General features: G+C 67.6%; 16 protein-coding genes. 7 read left to right on the forward strand and 9 right to left on the reverse strand.

What is annotated here, in order from left to right; genetic code table 11:
* Positions 1 to 10 precede the first annotated feature (10 nt).
* The 7 genes from EV646_RS11820 to EV646_RS11850 form a co-directional block, all read right to left on the reverse strand.
* Positions 11 to 1,141 (reverse strand): ABC transporter ATP-binding protein, encoded by a 1,131-nt coding sequence (locus EV646_RS11820; protein ID WP_132147494.1) that lies wholly within the window; start codon positions 1,139 to 1,141, stop codon positions 11 to 13.
* Positions 1,138 to 1,980, reverse strand: a complete 843-nt coding sequence (locus EV646_RS11825) for a carbohydrate ABC transporter permease (protein WP_132147497.1) — start codon at positions 1,978 to 1,980, stop codon at positions 1,138 to 1,140. Before EV646_RS11825 ends, EV646_RS11820 begins: the two co-directional genes overlap by 4 nt.
* Positions 1,977 to 2,861 carry a carbohydrate ABC transporter permease gene (locus tag EV646_RS11830; RefSeq protein ID WP_132147500.1) on the reverse strand — a complete coding sequence of 295 codons (885 nt, stop codon included), beginning with the start codon at positions 2,859 to 2,861 and terminating at the stop codon, positions 1,977 to 1,979. Before EV646_RS11830 ends, EV646_RS11825 begins: the two co-directional genes overlap by 4 nt.
* Positions 2,858 to 4,171: an extracellular solute-binding protein gene (locus EV646_RS11835; protein ID WP_132147503.1), complete on the reverse strand. Its 1,314-nt coding sequence runs from the start codon at positions 4,169 to 4,171 to the stop codon at positions 2,858 to 2,860. The genes EV646_RS11830 and EV646_RS11835 overlap by 4 nt, the downstream gene beginning before the upstream one ends.
* 136 nt (positions 4,172 to 4,307) lie before the next feature.
* Positions 4,308 to 4,946 (reverse strand): bifunctional 4-hydroxy-2-oxoglutarate aldolase/2-dehydro-3-deoxy-phosphogluconate aldolase, encoded by a 639-nt coding sequence (locus EV646_RS11840; RefSeq protein WP_132147506.1) that lies wholly within the window; start codon positions 4,944 to 4,946, stop codon positions 4,308 to 4,310.
* Entirely contained in the window at positions 4,943 to 6,538 is a 1,596-nt protein-coding gene (locus EV646_RS11845) for an N-acyl-D-amino-acid deacylase family protein (RefSeq protein ID WP_132147509.1), read from the reverse strand. Before EV646_RS11845 ends, EV646_RS11840 begins: the two co-directional genes overlap by 4 nt.
* Position 6,539: 1 nt before the next feature.
* Entirely contained in the window at positions 6,540 to 7,844 is a 1,305-nt protein-coding gene (locus EV646_RS11850; protein ID WP_132147512.1) for a type III PLP-dependent enzyme domain-containing protein, read from the reverse strand.
* A 161-nt stretch (positions 7,845 to 8,005) separates the two neighbouring features.
* Between EV646_RS11850 and EV646_RS11855 the strand changes: the two genes are divergently transcribed.
* Genes EV646_RS11855 through EV646_RS11865 form a run of 3 tightly spaced genes read left to right on the forward strand, consistent with a single transcriptional unit; the run spans position 8,006 to position 10,145 of the window.
* The gene (locus EV646_RS11855; RefSeq protein ID WP_132147515.1) at positions 8,006 to 8,995 is read left to right on the forward strand and encodes a sugar kinase; all 990 of its coding nucleotides are present in this window, start codon (positions 8,006 to 8,008) and stop codon (positions 8,993 to 8,995) included.
* A complete protein-coding gene (locus EV646_RS11860; protein ID WP_132147518.1) occupies positions 8,992 to 9,726 on the forward strand; it encodes an IclR family transcriptional regulator in 735 nt (244 codons plus the stop codon). The genes EV646_RS11855 and EV646_RS11860 overlap by 4 nt, the downstream gene beginning before the upstream one ends.
* A 14-nt stretch (positions 9,727 to 9,740) precedes the next feature.
* Positions 9,741 to 10,145 carry a RidA family protein gene (locus EV646_RS11865; RefSeq protein WP_132147521.1) on the forward strand — a complete coding sequence of 135 codons (405 nt, stop codon included), beginning with the start codon at positions 9,741 to 9,743 and terminating at the stop codon, positions 10,143 to 10,145.
* A gap of 213 nt (positions 10,146 to 10,358) precedes the next feature.
* On the opposite strand, the gene EV646_RS11870 is transcribed toward EV646_RS11865, so the two are convergent.
* Positions 10,359 to 10,985, reverse strand: coding sequence for an SMI1/KNR4 family protein (locus EV646_RS11870; RefSeq protein ID WP_132147524.1), 627 nt, complete (start codon positions 10,983 to 10,985; stop codon positions 10,359 to 10,361).
* A gap of 28 nt (positions 10,986 to 11,013) precedes the next feature.
* Between EV646_RS11870 and EV646_RS11875 the strand changes: the two genes are divergently transcribed.
* The 4 genes from EV646_RS11875 (at position 11,014) to rplL (ending at position 14,293) form a co-directional block, all read left to right on the forward strand.
* Positions 11,014 to 11,832 carry an IclR family transcriptional regulator gene (locus EV646_RS11875; RefSeq protein ID WP_132147527.1) on the forward strand — a complete coding sequence of 273 codons (819 nt, stop codon included), beginning with the start codon at positions 11,014 to 11,016 and terminating at the stop codon, positions 11,830 to 11,832.
* Positions 11,832 to 13,025 (forward strand): MFS transporter, encoded by a 1,194-nt coding sequence (locus EV646_RS11880; protein WP_132147530.1) that lies wholly within the window; start codon positions 11,832 to 11,834, stop codon positions 13,023 to 13,025. Before EV646_RS11875 ends, EV646_RS11880 begins: the two co-directional genes overlap by 1 nt.
* Before the next feature lie 226 nt (positions 13,026 to 13,251).
* Positions 13,252 to 13,839, forward strand: coding sequence for a 50S ribosomal protein L10 (gene rplJ / locus EV646_RS11885; RefSeq protein WP_132147533.1), 588 nt, complete (start codon positions 13,252 to 13,254; stop codon positions 13,837 to 13,839).
* Positions 13,840 to 13,906: 67 nt separating this feature from the next.
* Positions 13,907 to 14,293 carry a 50S ribosomal protein L7/L12 gene (gene rplL, locus EV646_RS11890; RefSeq protein WP_132147536.1) on the forward strand — a complete coding sequence of 129 codons (387 nt, stop codon included), beginning with the start codon at positions 13,907 to 13,909 and terminating at the stop codon, positions 14,291 to 14,293.
* A 117-nt stretch (positions 14,294 to 14,410) separates the two neighbouring features.
* On the opposite strand, the gene EV646_RS11895 is transcribed toward rplL, so the two are convergent.
* A complete protein-coding gene (locus tag EV646_RS11895) occupies positions 14,411 to 15,874 on the reverse strand; it encodes a PhoX family protein (RefSeq protein ID WP_132147539.1) in 1,464 nt (487 codons plus the stop codon).
* Position 15,875 lies beyond the last annotated feature (1 nt).

Below are 15,875 nucleotides of genomic sequence, written 5' to 3' on the forward strand. Positions count from 1 at the left end.
AGCCTATCCGTCATTGCCGAAGCCCCGTCAACGCCCGGAGCGCACTGCCATGCCACAGCGCCGGCCCGGCCGGGTCGAACAGGTGCAGGTCGGTGGCATCCACAGCGAACGGTACGGCGTCCTGCGCCACCCGAGCCGGGAGCCGACTGACGATCCGGTGACCGTCGACGTCCAAGTGCAGGATCGCCTCGTTCCCCAAGTACTCGCGCAGTGCGACATCCCCGGCGAAGGTCGCCGCCTGGCCCGCCGCGGAGCCGGGGAGCACCGACCCCGAGGGGAGGACCGTTTCCGGGCGGAACCCGACCACCACGGATTCGGGAAGCGGCCCGTCGAGTTGACCGGCCGGGACGGTCCAGGACAGCGGCCCGGCTGTCACCCGGACCGAATCGCCCTCCACCCCCGTCACCGCGTCGAGGAAGTTCATCCGGGGGCTGCCCAGGAAGCCGGCGACAAAGAGGGTGGCCGGCTGCTCGTAGATCGTGGTCGGATCCGCGATTTGTTCGAAGCGGCCGCCGTTCATCACCGCGACGCGGTCGCCCATCGTCATCGCCTCGACCTGGTCGTGGGTCACATAAAGCACAGTCCCGGCGACCCGCTGGTGGAACTCGATCAGCTCGGCGCGCATCTGCACCCGCAGCGCCGCGTCCAGGTTGGACAGCGGCTCGTCCATCAGATAGGCCCGTGGCTCCCGGATCATCGCCCGGCCCAGGGCGACCCGCTGCCGCTGTCCACCCGACAACTGCCCCGGCTTCTTCGCCAGGTGCTCGGTGAGTCCGATCTGCCGGGCTGTTGCCGCGACTCGGCGTCGTACCTCTGCCTTGTCCACTCGATGGGCCCGCAGCCCGAAGGCGAGGTTGCCTTCGACGTTCAGGTGCGGATAGAGGGCGTAGTCCTGGAAAACCATCCCTATCCCGCGATCTCCAGGATGCGCGTAGGTAACGTCTTCGCCGCCGATCACGACACTGCCCGCGGTCAACGGTTCGATCCCCGCCACGATCCGCATCAGGGTGGACTTGCCGCAGCCCGACGGACCCACGACCGCGAGGAATTCGCCCGCGCCGACCTCCAGGTCGAGGTCGTCGAGCACCACGGTGTCGCCGTACCGCTTGCGGACGCCACGGACGCTGATACCGGTGGTCATTTCTTGACCCCTCCCAGGGTGAGGCCGGATACGTAGTACCGCTGAAGTGCGGCCAGGATGAGCAGCGGCGGTACGATCGAGACCAAGGTTGCGGTGAGCAACAGGTGGAAGTTCGTTCCGTGCTCGCCCTCGAAGCCGGCCAGGCCGACCGGCAGCGTCCAGAGGTCCGGGTTGTTTGCCACGATCAACGGCCAGATCAGGTTGTCCCACTGCGCCAGGAAGCTGAGCAGAAACAGCGTGAGCAGTGCCGGCCGCAGCAGCGGTACGGCGAGACGGGTGAAGATCCGCCACTCACCGGCACCGTCGATACGGGCCGCATGCAACAACTGCGGCGGGATCCCGAGCGCGAACTGCCGCACCAGGAACACCCCGAACGCACTCACCGCGCCCGGCAGGATCAGCCCCTGGTAGCTGTCCAGCCAGCCGACCCACCGCATCATCACGTACGTCGGCACGATCACCACCGCCGGCGACAGCGACAACGTCGCCACGACCGTCGCGAACAGCACGCGCCGCCCAGGGAACGACAGTCGTGCCAAGGCGTACCCGGCCGCGGCGGAGATCGCGACATCCAGCACGGCGGCGACGCCGGCGACGATGATGCTGTTCAGCAGATACCGCGGGAAGGTGCCGTCGGCAAACAAATCCGCGAGATTCCCGAACAGGTGGAAACCGTGGAAGCTCAGTCCGTCGATGTCCTCGTCGGTCCGCGCTGATGCGATCGTGATCGCCGCGTAGATCGGCAGCAGCATGATCAGCGTCACGACCGTCAGGACGGCGTACGACGCTGTCTGCGCGAGCCGTCGGCGGGTCAGATCCCGGCGGGCGCGGCCGTTCATCGGTCCTCCTCGTCGCGGATCAGCCGGAACTGCGCGATGGACAACGCGAGCAGTACGACGAGCAGCAGCAACGCGAGCGCGGCCGCGAAACCCATCCGGGAGAAGGAGAACGCGTTGTTGTACAGATACAGCGGGAACACCTCGGTCGCCCGGGCCGGCCCGCCCTGCGTGAGCAGGTACGCCGGCGCGAACGAGTTGAACGCGCCGGTCACCGCGATGACGAGGACGAAGAGCAGCGTCCGCTTCAACTGAGGCAACGTCACCAGAAAGAAGGTGCGTACGGCGCGCGACCCGTCGATGGCGGCGGCTTCGTACACGTTCTGCGGCAGAGCCTGCAGCCCGGCGACGAACAGAATGACGTATAGCCCGAGGTACTTCCAGATCACCATCACCAAGACGGACCACATCGCGACGTCCGGGTCGGTCAGCCAGCCCTGGACGCCGAACGTGTGCTCGCCGATCCGGTCCGCGAGGCCCCCGGTGCTGTAGATGACCCGCCAGATCATGCTGGCGGCGAAGAGCGGGATCGCGGCCGGGATGAAGATGAGCGACCGCAGTACGGCGCGGGCCCGGCCAGGGCGGCTGAGCGGGATCGCCAGTAGGAGCGCGAGGACCATCGTCGGTACGACGGCGCCGCCGACGTACACCAGGGTGACGCGGATCGAGTGCCAGAACTGTGGGGCCTCGAGCATCCGCCGGTAGTTGTCCAGTCCGATCCACTCCGGCGCGGAGGCCAGGTCGTAGCTGGTGAAGCTCAGGTAGACGGAGTACCCGAACGGCACCACCCAGAAGATGAGGAAGAACAACGCCGCGGGTGTCGCCAGACCGATACCGGCCCGTCGCTGCCGACTGGCGCCGGCAACCCGGATCGCGGTGCTCAACCCAGCACGCCTTTCATCGCGTCGTCGAAGTCCTTGGCTGCCTTGTCGGCGGGCTTCTTGCCGTTGGCTACCGCTGCGATGGCGTCGGTCAGGGCCTGGGCCATCTCGTTCCAGGCCGGGACCGGGGTGCCGAAGTCGGCGTACGAGACCTGGTCGGAGAGGATCTGGAACTCCTTGCCCTTGGCAACCGGCTCCTTCTGCCAGTCCTTGGTCGGGACGATCAGGCCGGCCGTCTTCAGCGACGCGTCGGTGACCTTGCGGTCCTGCAGGAAGTTGATGAAGTGCCAGGCGGTGAACTTGTTCTTCGCCTTCGCCGGCACCGTCCACGCCCAGGTGTAGCCGCTGGCGGTCTTCTCCTTGGCGCTCGCCCACTGCGGCACCGGCGCGCAGTCGAAGGTGTCGCCGAACACGGCCTTCGAGTTGAAGCTGTGCGTCAGCGACACCGAGAACACCCCGGACAGCTGCATCGCGGCGACACCGTCGGCGAACATGCCGTACACGTCGTTCTTGTTGCTGAGCTTGGGGTCACCGACCGAGGCGACGTACTCGAGGGCTTTGATGCCTTCCGGGCTGCTGAGCGACGAGCTCGAGCCGTCCTCGCTGAGGATCCGGCCGCCGAGACCGCGGACCAGCGGTGTCAGTTCCAGCTCGCTCCAGATCGGAGTCGTGTAGAACCATTGCCAGCCGATCTTCTTGCCGCCGGCACCGGTTGTGGTCAGCTTCTTGCTGTACTCGGCGACTTGCTCCCAGGTCGTCGGCGGCTTGTCCGGGTCCAGCCCGGCCTGCGCGAACCGGTCGCGGCGATAGAAGAGGTACGTCGTGTTGAAGTCGATCGGGACGCCGTACACCCTCTCGTCGAAGGTCAGCGAGGACAGGGCGTTCTCCTGGTAGCGGTCGGCGAACTCGTCGTACGACTTGGCGCCGACGGCGGGGAGGCTTACCGGCTCGAGCTGGCGCTTGCGGATGTAGTTGGCGAGCGTCCAGCCGCCGGTCTTGACGATGTCCGGCGCCTGGTCGCCGATCAGCGCGGTCTGCAGCTTGGTGTCCAGCTGGGGGAGCGGGATCTGGAGCGGCTCGATGGTGACGTTCGGGAACTGCTTGCGGTAGTCCGCGACCGCCGACTGGAACACCTGGTTGAACAGATCCTCCTGGTGCATCCACACCTTCACTGTGCCCTGCGGCGTACCGGAGTTGTCGTCGCTGCCGGATTCCCCGTTGTCGCCGCAGCCCTGCAGGAAGGGCGACAGCCCGGCGGCCGCACCCAGTCCGAGGCCAGTCTTCAACACCGTCCGCCGAGACAACCGTTCCATCGCCACTCCTCGGGACTGACCGGCCCTACTGGTCTGACCGGTCTTTCCGCAGATCAAACTCCTCCGGTGAGTGGTGTGTCAAGAGCACAGAAAGCCCGCACTGCGAGATTTCGCAGTGCGGGCTGGAGGGGCTGAGTTACTGAAGGGCGGCGCGGAAAGCTTGGGCCTTGCTCGTGATGGTTGACCAGTTCGCGGCGGCGACATCGGTGGGGGAGACGACGTCGGTGCCGGCGGAGACGGCCAGGGCGCCGGCGTCGAGGAAGTCGCGGGCGTTGCCGGCGTTGACGCCGCCGGAGGGGATCAGCGGGACGCCGGGGAAGGGGCCGTTGAGGTCCTTGAAGTACTTCGGGCCGAGCTGGTGTGCCGGGAAGATCTTCACCGCCGTCGACCCGAGGGCCAGCGCGTTCATCACCTCGGACGGGGTGAAAGCGCCGAGCACGACCGGGATGTTCGCGGCGCGACCGGCCTCGACGATCGCGGCTGCCTCCGGACCCTGGCCGGGCGTGACCAGGAACTGGGCGCCGGCCTCGACCGCCTGCAAAGCCTGCGTCCCGGTCTGCACGGTGCCGGCGCCGACCACTGCACCGGTCTCATCGGCCGTGGCCGCGGCCCGCTCCAGATGCTTGGGAAGATCGGGCGTGGTGAACGTCAGCTCCACCACATGAATGCCGCCGGCAACCAACGCCGCACACAGGTCCCGGGCGTCGCTGATCTCCGGCGCCCGTACGACGGTCAGGACGCGATCGGCGCGGAGCAGCTCCAGGGTGGTGCTCATGAAGTTCCTTTCGAAGTACGACGGACAGCACCGCCGGGTAGAGCGTCAGTACGGCGGCCGTCGTCGATGACGGGTACGCCGTTGACGAAGACGTACGGAATGCCCTCAGCCTGCTGACGCGGGTTGTCGAAGGTCGCGGTGTCGCGGACGGTCGCGGGATCGAACAACACGAGATCGGCGTGGTACCCCTCGCGGACGAGCCCACGGTCCGTCAGCCGCAGCCGCCGTGCGGGCCGGCCGGTGAGGTGGTGGATGCAGTCGGCCAGCTCGAGTACGCCGAGTTCCCGGACGTAGCGGCCGAGATAGCGCGGGAACGTCCCCCACGCGCGCGGGTGCGGCTTGCCGCCGACGAGGATCGCGTCGGAGCCGCCCGTGTGGCTCTGATGCCGCATGATCGTCTGCACGTTCTCCTCGTGCCCGACGTGCTGCAGGATCGACGTCGCCAGGTTGTCCTGGATCAACAGGTCGAAGAAGACCTCTGCGGGCGACTGGTTCGTTCGGGTTGCGATGCCGGCGATGGTGTTGCCGACGGCATCGTTCAGCGCAACGTTCCGTACACCACCGATCTCGATGGTGTTCCAGTCCGTTACGCAGCCGTGGCAACCATCGGACCCGAGCTGCTCCATTTCAAAGGCGATCCGCTGCCGGGTGGCAGGGTCTGCCAGTCTGGTGAGCTGGGCGTCCGGTCCGCCTTCGGCCGTCCAGCTCGGCAGGATCGCCGCGAGTGTGGTTGCCCCCGGCAAGTACGGATAGGTGTCGGTGGTGATGTCGATGCCGTTGGCAAGCGCCTTGTCGATCATCGCGACGAGCTCGGCGCCGCGGCCCTTGTTCGGCTCGAAGTTCATCACCGCGTGGGTGAGGTGCAGGGCGCAGCCGGATCTGCGGGCCACCTCGACCATTTCGCCGTACGCGTCGAGCGCGCCCTCGCCGTACGAGCGTTGGTGTGGGCTGTAGTAGCCGCCGTACTCGGCGACGATCGTGCACAGCTCGACCAGTTCGTCGGTGGTGGCGAACATGCCGGGGGTGTAGGTGAGTCCGCTGCTCATCCCGACCGCGCCCTGCTGGAGGCCTTCGGCGAGCAACCGCTTCATCTCGCCGAGCTCGGCAGGTGTTGCCGGGCGGTTCTCGGTGCCGACGACCATCATCCGCAGAGTACCTTGCGGGACGAGGTACGACGCGTTGCATGCGATGCCCTGGTCGAGCCGATCGAGGTACTCGCCGACCGTGGACCAGGTGAAGGCGAAGTCGTCCGGCTCGCCGTTCCAGCCGGCGATCTGGCGGCGCAAGGCCGCCCGGGTCGGGTCGTCGATCGGCGCGAACGACAGCCCGTCCTGGCCGAGCACCTCCAGTGTGACGCCCTGGCTGACCTTTGCCGTGTGGTCGGGGTTCGCCAGGATCTGCAGATCGGAGTGCGCGTGCATGTCGATGAAGCCGGGTGACAACACCAGTCCGTCGGCATCGATCGTCCGTCGCGCGGGTTGGTCGTTGCCGACAGCCACGATCCGGCCGGCGTCGACCACGACATCGGCGCGGACCCCGGGAGCGCCGGTCCCGTCCAGAACGGTGGCGCCCTTGATCAACAGGTCAGCCATGTCAGAAGAAGGTCCTGACCAGGTCGACGACGACGGGGTCAGCTGCGTCCGGGTCGTCCACGACCGGGATCAGCCCCCACTTGTCGAACGCCGTACACGGATGGGACAAGCCGATGCGTAGCTCGTCGCCGATCACGACCGGTGTGCTGTTGAACTCGAGGTATCCGTGCTGGTCGTTCAGCTTGGTGACGGTCATGCCGTCGGCTTTCAGGACCGGCTCGCCGTTCGCGCGTGGGCGGATCAGCTGCGGCTCGGGGAGGTCCTGGTCGAAGGGCAGGTCGCGGCGGCCGGCGTCGAAGATGGCCAGCCCTGGTTCGGGTTGCGAGGTGATCCGGACCCAGCCGTGCATGGCCGACACGAGCTGGCCGCCGTCCGTTCGCGGGGTCTCGCCGAGCGGTGACACCCGGCGGTAGAGGCCGTCGTCGTGCGCGATGTAGGCACCAGACCGCAGCACCACGCGCGCGCCTTCCTTGGCGAGTGGAGCCAGCACCTCGGCGACCAGTTCGAAGTACTCGCTTCCGCCCGCACTCACCACCGGTACGACGTCCGGGTCGTACAGAGGCTGTAGGCGGTTGTGGAGATCGGCCAGCTCGCGGAGGTACGAGCGCACCTTCTCGAGGCCGGGCTCGTCGACATCCTTGCTGACGGCACCTTCATACCCCGCGACGCCCGCGAGGCGCAGGGTCGAGGCTGTGGCGATCGCCTCGGCGACGGCCAGCGCGGTCTCGGCATCCCGGGCGCCGGTCCGGCCGCCGACTCCACCGACCTCCACCAGTACGTCGAGGGGACGTGCGTCGGGTCCGACGTACGCCGCCCTGGCCGCCTCCATGATCTCGACGGTCCGGACCGAGTCGGCCCAGACCAGGACCTCGAACCCCGGGTGGGCCGCAAGCTCATCGGCGATCCAGCGCAGTTGCAGTGGGGAGACGATCGCGTTGGCGATCAGCACCCGGTTGACGCCGTACGCGCGGGCGACGCCGAGCTGGAAGCCGTTCGCCAGGGTGATCGCCCAGGAGCCGGCGTCGAGCTGCATCGCCCAGAGCGCGGGCGCCATCGTGGTCTTGCCGTGCGGTGCGAGGTCGAGGCCGTGGGTGGAGCACCAGCGGGCGAGGGTGTCGACGTTGTGCCGCAGGCCGGGCGCGGACAGGGTCATCAATGGAGTGGGCAGCTGCGAGAGCCGCGGCTTGTCCGCCAGTACGTCGGCGACGGTCCGGCCCCAGAACGCGGGCGGCAAGGCCTTGTCCTGCCAGCTCACGTGCTGATCGGCGAGAGCGGCGATGGCGTCGGCGTCGTACGAGGCTGGCATTCTGATCCTCTGCTCGGCTGAGATTGCAAAATACGCAACGCGCGTTGCGCATTCTGACTCCACGGTTGTAGCATCACGCCGGAACCCGCGTCAACGGACGCCGTGCGTCCTTCCGTCCCATAAGTACAGCCATCCCATCACTCGCGCCCCAAGGAGTGCCGATGCCCGACCCGCTCCCTGAGACGCTTCCGCGGGCGATCTGTCTGGGCGAGGCGATGGTCATGCTCGCCGGGGAGTCCGGGGTGCCGCTGGAGGATGTGGAGTCGTTCCGGCGGTCGGTGGGTGGGGCCGAGTGCAACGTGGCCGGTGGGTTGGCTGCGTTGGGCGTCTCGACGGGCTGGATCTCGCGGCTGGGCGACGACGGCTTCGGGCGGCACGTGGTGCGCGACCTGCAGGCGCGGGGTGTCGAGGTCGGCGGGGTGGAGAAGGATCCTGACCGGCCGACCGCGTTGTACGTGAAGCACACCATCGACGGACACTCGCGGATGTATTACTACCGCTCGAGCTCGGCCGCCGCCGCGATGGATCCGACCTTCCTGGATCGACCGGAGGTGTGGGAACGCCTCGCGAGTGCTGAGCTCGTGCACACCACCGGCATCACCGTGGCGATCTCCTCGACCGCTGCCGCGATGCTCGAGAGGCTGGCTGAGCTTCGCGATCGGTACGGCTTCATGTTGAGCGTGGACCTCAACTGGCGGCCGGCTCTGTGGCGTGACCAGGACCCTGCGCCGCTGTGGCGGTTGCTGCGCGCGGCTGACGTCGTACTGATCGGTGCGGATGAGGCGCTCGTGTTTGCGGGTACCAATGACCCTGCTGAGCTGCGTGAACTCCTTGGTGCGCGGCCGACGCTGGTAGTGAAGAACGATTCGCACAGTGCACTGGTGCTGGAGCCGGATGGGCGTCGTACCGAAGTCCCTGCGGTCACTGTCGACGTGGTCGAGCCTGTAGGCGCTGGTGACGCCTTCGCGGCCGGCTACCTGGCTGGGACGTTGCAGGGGCTGCCGGTGGCGCAGCGGTTGCGGCTCGGGCACCTGAGCGCTGCCGCCGTACTGGCTGTTCCTGAGGACCATGCGGCGCCGCTGGACCCTGCTGTCCGTCAGGCACTACTGAGCTGCTCTGACGAAGAGTGGGCTGGTGTGAAGGTGCCATGAGCCAGAGCCTCGCGAGAGCGCTGCAGATCCTGGCCAGCCTTGGCGAGGGTGACAGGTCGCTGGACGAGCTTGCGGCGGAGCTCGACGTACACAAGACGACCGTGCTGCGGCTGCTGCGGACCATGGAGGCAGATCGGTTCGTACGGCGGGACGAGTCGTACCGCTACCGGCTGGGGTCGCGGCTGTTCGCGCTGGCTGATGCGGCCCGCGAACAGCACGTCGTACGGGAAGTCGCGTCACCGCATCTGCGGCAGCTGAACCTGAAGACCGGGCAGACCGTCCACCTCGCCGTGTGGGAGAACGGGGAGGCCATCTACATCGACAAGCTCGACAGCGTGCAGTCGGTGCGGATGTACTCGCGGGTCGGCGTACCGGCGGCTCTGCACTGTACGGCCGTCGGCAAGGTGCTGCTGGCGGCTCAGCCGTTGCGACAGCAGGAGACGCTGATGGGGATGCTCGACTACCACTCCTATACGCGCCACACGATCAGTGGGCCGGAGGAGCTGCGGGCGGAGCTGGACGTCGTACGGGCGCAGGGGTGGGCAGCCGACCGGGCTGAGCACGAGGCGTTCATCAACTGCATCGGTGCGCCCGTCACCGACCATGATGGTCGCGTCGTCGGGGCCGTCTCGATCTCGGTGCCCGACCTCCTGCTGAACTATGACCAGGTACTGGAACTCCTGCCCGACCTGCTCGCCACCACGAAGGCGATCAGTGCCGACTACAACTGAGAGGGTTTGACCTGATGTCCGACAAGACCGCCGTCTTCACCACTGACGCACCCGCCCCGATGCCGGTGTACTCGCAGGGAGTGCGCAAGGGCAACATCCTGCAGGTGTCCGGCCAGGGCTCGGTCGACCCCGCCACCGGCGAGTTCGTCTTCACCGGCGACGTGTCGGGCCAGACCACCCGCGTCCTGCAGAACATCGAAGCGGTCCTCACCGCCGGCGGCGCCACCTTCGACGACGTCGTCATGATGCGCGTCTACCTCACCACCCGCGACCACTTCACCACCATGAACGACGCCTACGCCGCCTTCCTCTCCACCCGCACCCCCAGCGGCGTCCTCCCCTCCCGCACCACCGTCTTCACCGGCCTCCCCCGAGAAGACATGCTCGTAGAAATAGACGCCGTCGCCGTCCTCAGCTGACCGCAGTCAACCCCACGCCCCAGGCCCGCTCTCGCCAGAGCGCCGGCAACATGCCAGGCAGCGCGCGGTGTTCCGCGCCGAGCAGGATGCCCTTGCCGACCAGGCTCTGGACGATCCGTACACGCGCTGAGCGGGAGGCGCGTCTTCGGAAACTAGTTTGCGTCTGATGGCATTTATCTTCCGGAAAGCACGCAGTCGAGGTCGGCCGGACGCTTACTGGGCGCTGGTGGGAACCCGGACAAGGGGTTCGTTGTTGACGAACTGTCTGTCTGGGCCTTGGTCCCACCAGAGTTCGTGGTGGGGGGTGAGGTAGGGGTACCAGTTGTTGATGCCTGTTCCGGTGTGGAGGGACTCGACAACTGACTCCAGGTAGGACGCGAGGCTGGGGTAGGCGTTCGTGAAGTCGCCGGTGCCGTCGTGGTAGGCCATGCCTAGACGGGCTCGGTGGAGGTCTATGACCTGGAGGTCGCCGTCGGAGTCGGCCCAGGGGATCCAGGTGGGGTGCCAGTAGCCGGCCGCGAAGCTGTCGTATTCCTCGGCCAGGTCCATGCGGAGTTGCCAGTTGGCGGCGATTTCGGCGCAGCTGGAGGGTTGGGCTTCGGGGAGGAGGTTGGCCCAGGTGGTGAGGCCGTTGTGGCAGCGCAGGGACTCGATCAGCTCGGGCGGGAACTCGACCACCTGCTGGGCCGCGGATAACTCGGCGTCGGTGGCGGGTGGCGCGAGTACGGCGTACGTCGTTGGGGCGTGCTGAGACAACCAGCGGTCGATCCACGCCCACGACTCGGTGATGGTCACGTGCCGACCCTGGCACGGCCCAGGCTCAGCGAGAACCCGTTCCATTTCCCGCATGGTGGGATAATCTTCTGCCATGCAGGAACACGAGGTCCGCCGTGGGTCGGTGCAGTCGATCGACCGGGCCGTGGCGATCCTGCGGTGCTTCGACGCCCGCACCTCCGACCTCGGCATCAGCGACCTGGCCCGCGCCACCGGGCTGTCCACCAGCACCGTGCATCGACTCCTGCTGGCGATGCAGGAAAACGGACTGATCCGCCAGACCGCACACCGCCGCTACGCGATCGGTCCGCTGGTCGTCCAGTTGGCGCACAGCGGCGGGGTTCCGACCGGCCTGCGCGACGCCGCGATGCCGGTCTTGCGTGCGCTTCGCGATGAGAGCGAGGAGACCGCGGCGGTGCACGAGTTGCTGCCGAGCGGACAACGCGTCGTACTGGATCAGGTCGAGAGTCGGCATCAGCTGCGGCGTACCTACACGGAGTTCGGCATCCCGGTGCCCTTGCCGCTTGGAGCTCCAGGCAAGGTGCTGCTCGCGTTCTCGCCGTCCGAACGGCAGGCGGAGGTGCTGGCCGCTCCGCTCCCGCGGGTGCTGCCGCAGACGATCACCGATCCCGTCGTACTCGCGGCTCAGCTTGCCGAGATCCGGGCGAAAGGCTTCGCCAGGTCGATGTCGGAGCGCACCTCGGGAATCAGGTCGGTCGCGGCGCCGGTCTTCGACTTCTCCGGTCAGGTCGTCGGCTGTTTGTCGATCTCCGGACCGGAGCTGCGGATGCCTGCGGAGCGGTTGGAGGAGCTCGGCGAACTGATCGTCCCGGCGGCGTGGTCGGTGTCGGAGTTGCTGGGGGCGACCCAGGCTGATCGCGACCTCTGTCTGACGCGAGCGGGGAGCCGCTGATGGCCGGCGCCGCAAGCCTCTGGCGGATCGCTCCGTCTGTCTATTTACCCGCGCTGCTGTACGGCATCGGCCAAGGCGCGATCGCGCCGGTCGTCGCCCTGTCCGCCACGCATCTCGGTGCTTCGGTCGCGGGCGCCGGACTGGTCGTCGCGTCCGCCGGCCTCGGCCAGGTCATCGGCGACATCCCGGCCGGCGCCCTCACCAACAAGATCGGTGAACGCCGGGCCATGCTCCTCGCGACCGTGCTGGTCACGCTGGCCTTGGTCGCCTGCCTGGCCGTCCCGACAGTGTGGGGCCTCGCGATCGCGATCGGCGCTACCGGTCTGGCCGGAGCGGTCTGGGGCCTGGCTCGCCAGGCGTACCTGAGCGAGGCGGTCCCGCTCGAATTGCGGGCTCGCGCTTTGTCGACGCTCGGCGGTGTCCAGCGGATCGGGTCCTTCATCGGCCCGTTCCTCGGCGCGTTCGCGATGAAGTTCCTCGGCACCGACGGCGCCTACTGGGTCCACTTGGTCGCCGCGGTCCTGGCGTGCGCCGTACTCCTGAGCCTGCCCGACATCGAGTCCGTACGACGTACGCGCGGAAGCCGGCCGGTTGCGGCGCAGTCGACGTGGGGCGTGATCCGGGACCACCTCCCGGTGCTGCGGACGCTCGGTGTCGGGGCGCTCCTGGTCGGGGCGGTCCGGGCGTCGCGCCAGGTCGTGATCCCCCTGTGGGCGCAGCACATCGGGCTCGATCCGCTGACCACCAGCATCATCTTCGGGTTGTCCGGCGCGGTGGACATGCTGCTCTTCTATCCGGCCGGTTCGGTGATGGACCGGCTCGGGCGCAAGTGGGTCGCCGTACCGTCGATGTTCGTCCTCGGGCTGGCGCACCTGCTGCTGCCTCTTACTCACACCACTGCCACGCTCACCGCGGTCGCTCTTCTGATGGGGGTCGGCAACGGGTTGGGCGCGGGCGTGATCATGACGCTCGGTGCCGACGCGTCGCCGCCCATCGGTCGGGCGCAGTTCCTCGGTGCGTTCAGGTTGTTCGCCGACACCGGCAATGGTGCCGGGCCGTTGTTGCTGGCCGGGGCGACCGCCGTACTCGGGCTGGCGCCGGCGATCGTGATCATGGCGGGCACCGGGTGGGCCGCCGCGACCGCCATGCAACGCTGGATCCCACCGCATCCGGTCCGGGACCAGACGGCCTGAGCGGGACCCGATTTGGTTCCCGCGTCAAGATCAGGCACACTGATTGCTGCCGAAGACCGCTGGTCGTCACTCTCGAGTGACTGAAGGTCCCACCTCAGGTGGGCGGCCCGCGTAGGTGACTTGGACAGTGTGACAGTAATACGAATGTTCACGCCCTTGCGCCTGCGCAGGGGCGTTTCCTTTTGTCCAGGGGTCTGCGGCGAGGAAGCCAAGAGAAGGAGACCCCATGGCGAGGCCGGACAAGGCAGCCGCTGTCGCGGAGCTGACGGACGAGTTCCGTAGCTCGAACGGCGCCGTGCTGACCGAGTACCGCGGACTCACCGTGGCGCAGCTGCGGCAACTGCGCACTACGCTCGGTGACGACGTGAACTACGCCGTGGTGAAGAACACGCTGACCAAGATCGCGGCCAAGGATGCGGGTGTCGAGTCGTTCGACTCGCTGCTCGAGGGTCCGTCGGCGATCGCCTTTATCAAGGGCGACCCGGTGGTCGCGGCCAAGGGTCTGCGTGACTTCGCCAAGGCGAATCCCCTGCTCGTCATCAAGGGTGGAGTGCTGGATGGCAAGGCACTCGGCTCTGACGAGATCAACAAACTCGCTGACCTGGAGTCGCGTGAGGTCCTCCTCGCGAAGCTCGCAGGTGCGATGAAGGCGGCTCCGCAGCAAGCGGTGTCGCTGTTCGCTGCTCCGCTGTCGCAGGCCGCGCGCCTGTTCGCGGCGTTGCAAGACAAAAAGGCCGAAGGGGCTGGCCCCGAGGCTGCGGCGGTCGAGGCACCTGCCGAGGCGAGCACCGAGGAGACCCCAGCCGAGAGCTGAGGCCGATCTCACCCGTAACACCCCATCAGTGATCACCAAGCACCACCATTAAGGAAGGACCGCCACCATGGCGAAGCTCAGCACCGAAGAGCTGCTCGGCCAGTTCAAGGAACTGACCCTGCTGGAGCTGTCGGAGTTCGTTAAGGCGTTCGAGGAGGAGTTCGGCGTCACCGCCGCCGCCCCGGTCGCCGTTGCCGCCGCTCCGGCCGCGGGCGCTGCCCCGGCCGAGGAGGCCGCCGAGCAGGACGAGTTCGACGTCGTTCTCGAGAGCGCCGGCGAAAAGAAGATCCAGGTCATCAAGGAGGTGCGCGGTCTCACCAGCCTTGGTCTGAAGGAGGCCAAGGACCTCGTCGAGTCCGCTCCGAAGGCGATCCTGGAGAAGGTCGACAAGGCTGCCGCGGAGAAGGCCAAGGAGGCCCTCGAGGGCGCCGGCGCCACCGTCACGCTGAAGTGACCCGTGCGGTTTCGACCGCACAACCAGCAGTACGCCGAAGGGCGGTCCTACCCAGGGCCGCCCTTCGTCACGTTCCGAAGCACCCAAACCCAGGTCGGCGCGCCTCGTCCTCGCCCGTCAGACCCCGATCAGCTGCCATGGGCCCCAGATGGCGAAGCTCATGCCGCGGCTGGCCTGGATGTTGACGAACAACGTGTGGCCGTCCGGGCTGAACGTCGACCCCGCGAACTCGTCGTCGAACCGGGGCGCACCGGTGCCGCTGGTGAGCCGGTTCAGGGCGATGTCCCAAAGCTGCCCGCCACGCGAGAGCCCGCGCAGGTAGTTGTCCTGGACGTTGTCCTCGCAGAGCACCAGAGTCCCGCGCTTGCTGGTCGTCACGTTGTCCGGGAAGTCCAGCGTCGACCGGCTCGGCGACTGATAGAGCAGCTGCAACTTCTCAGCCCGCGTGTGATACGCCCAGATCTGGCCGAAGCCGTTGCCGTAACCGGTGGCGGGATCCGGCCCCGTCTCCGCCGCGCCGCCGCCCTGTGTCGAGCAGAAGTACACGACGTTGTCGTCGTACACCTGACCCTCGAGCCGGGAGAAGTACGCCGCTCCCTGCGCGCGGCCCTGGTTGCCGACGTACACCAGCGCCTGGTCGTTCGTCGTCGGCGCGGTCTGCCCTGGTGTGTAAGGGAATGACGGCGCGGGATCGTCGATGTCGACCCACTCCACGTCGTACGTCGCCCGCAACGGCTGTTCGGCGGCCAGGTTCAGGTTCGGACGACCCGGTACGGCGAGCATCTGCAGGCGGCCGTTGTTGTCGAGCCGGCCGGACTGCAGCGGGTTCGTGGCCGGACGGTAGCGGTAGAAGCCGGACGGGAAAGCGAAGTTGTCCTCGGTCAGATAGAGAATGCCGTCGACCGGATCGAAGGAGACGGCCTCGTGCGCGAAGCGGCCGGCCTGGGTGATCGGCTGCCGGTTCGATTGACCACCGGCCGGGACTTCGAAGGTGAAGCCGTGCCGCTGGGTCAGCGCGACGTTGGAAACCCCTGTGAAGTCGGGTCCGACATCCGGCCCGTTCACCGTTTCCTCACAGGTGATCCAGCTGCCCCACGGCATGATTCCGCCGCTGCAGTTCATCATCGTGCCGTTCAGGCTGGTGAAGGCACCGACCACCTCGCCGAACCGCGTCACCTCGACAGTCGTCGTCCCGCCTTGAGCCATGGCGTCGTACGGCGTACCTGGTCCGAACGGAGCACCGGGGTTGTTGAGCTCGTGGTTGCGGACGAGCAGCACATTGCCGTTGCCCAGCGGGAACGCGCCCATGCCGTCGTGCCGCCCGGGCAGCCGGGTGCCGTCGTTCAGGACGACCGGGAATTCGGTGTCATGGAAGGAGCGGTAGGAGAAGCCTTCCGGCAGATGCAGCCGGACTTTTCCGTCGCGCTGATCCGGGATCGGCCGCAGTTCCCGGAACGGTGCGCTTCCGTTGCGATCCGCGATCGCCTGCTGGGCAACGAATCCCTGGAACGGCCCGCCGGCGAGGACACCGCCGGCGACGGCCATGCTGCCTCTGAGGAATGTCCGTCGTTCGATGCTCATG

Source organism: Kribbella antiqua (assembly GCF_004345665.1).
GTDB classification, from domain to species: domain Bacteria; phylum Actinomycetota; class Actinomycetes; order Propionibacteriales; family Kribbellaceae; genus Kribbella; species Kribbella antiqua.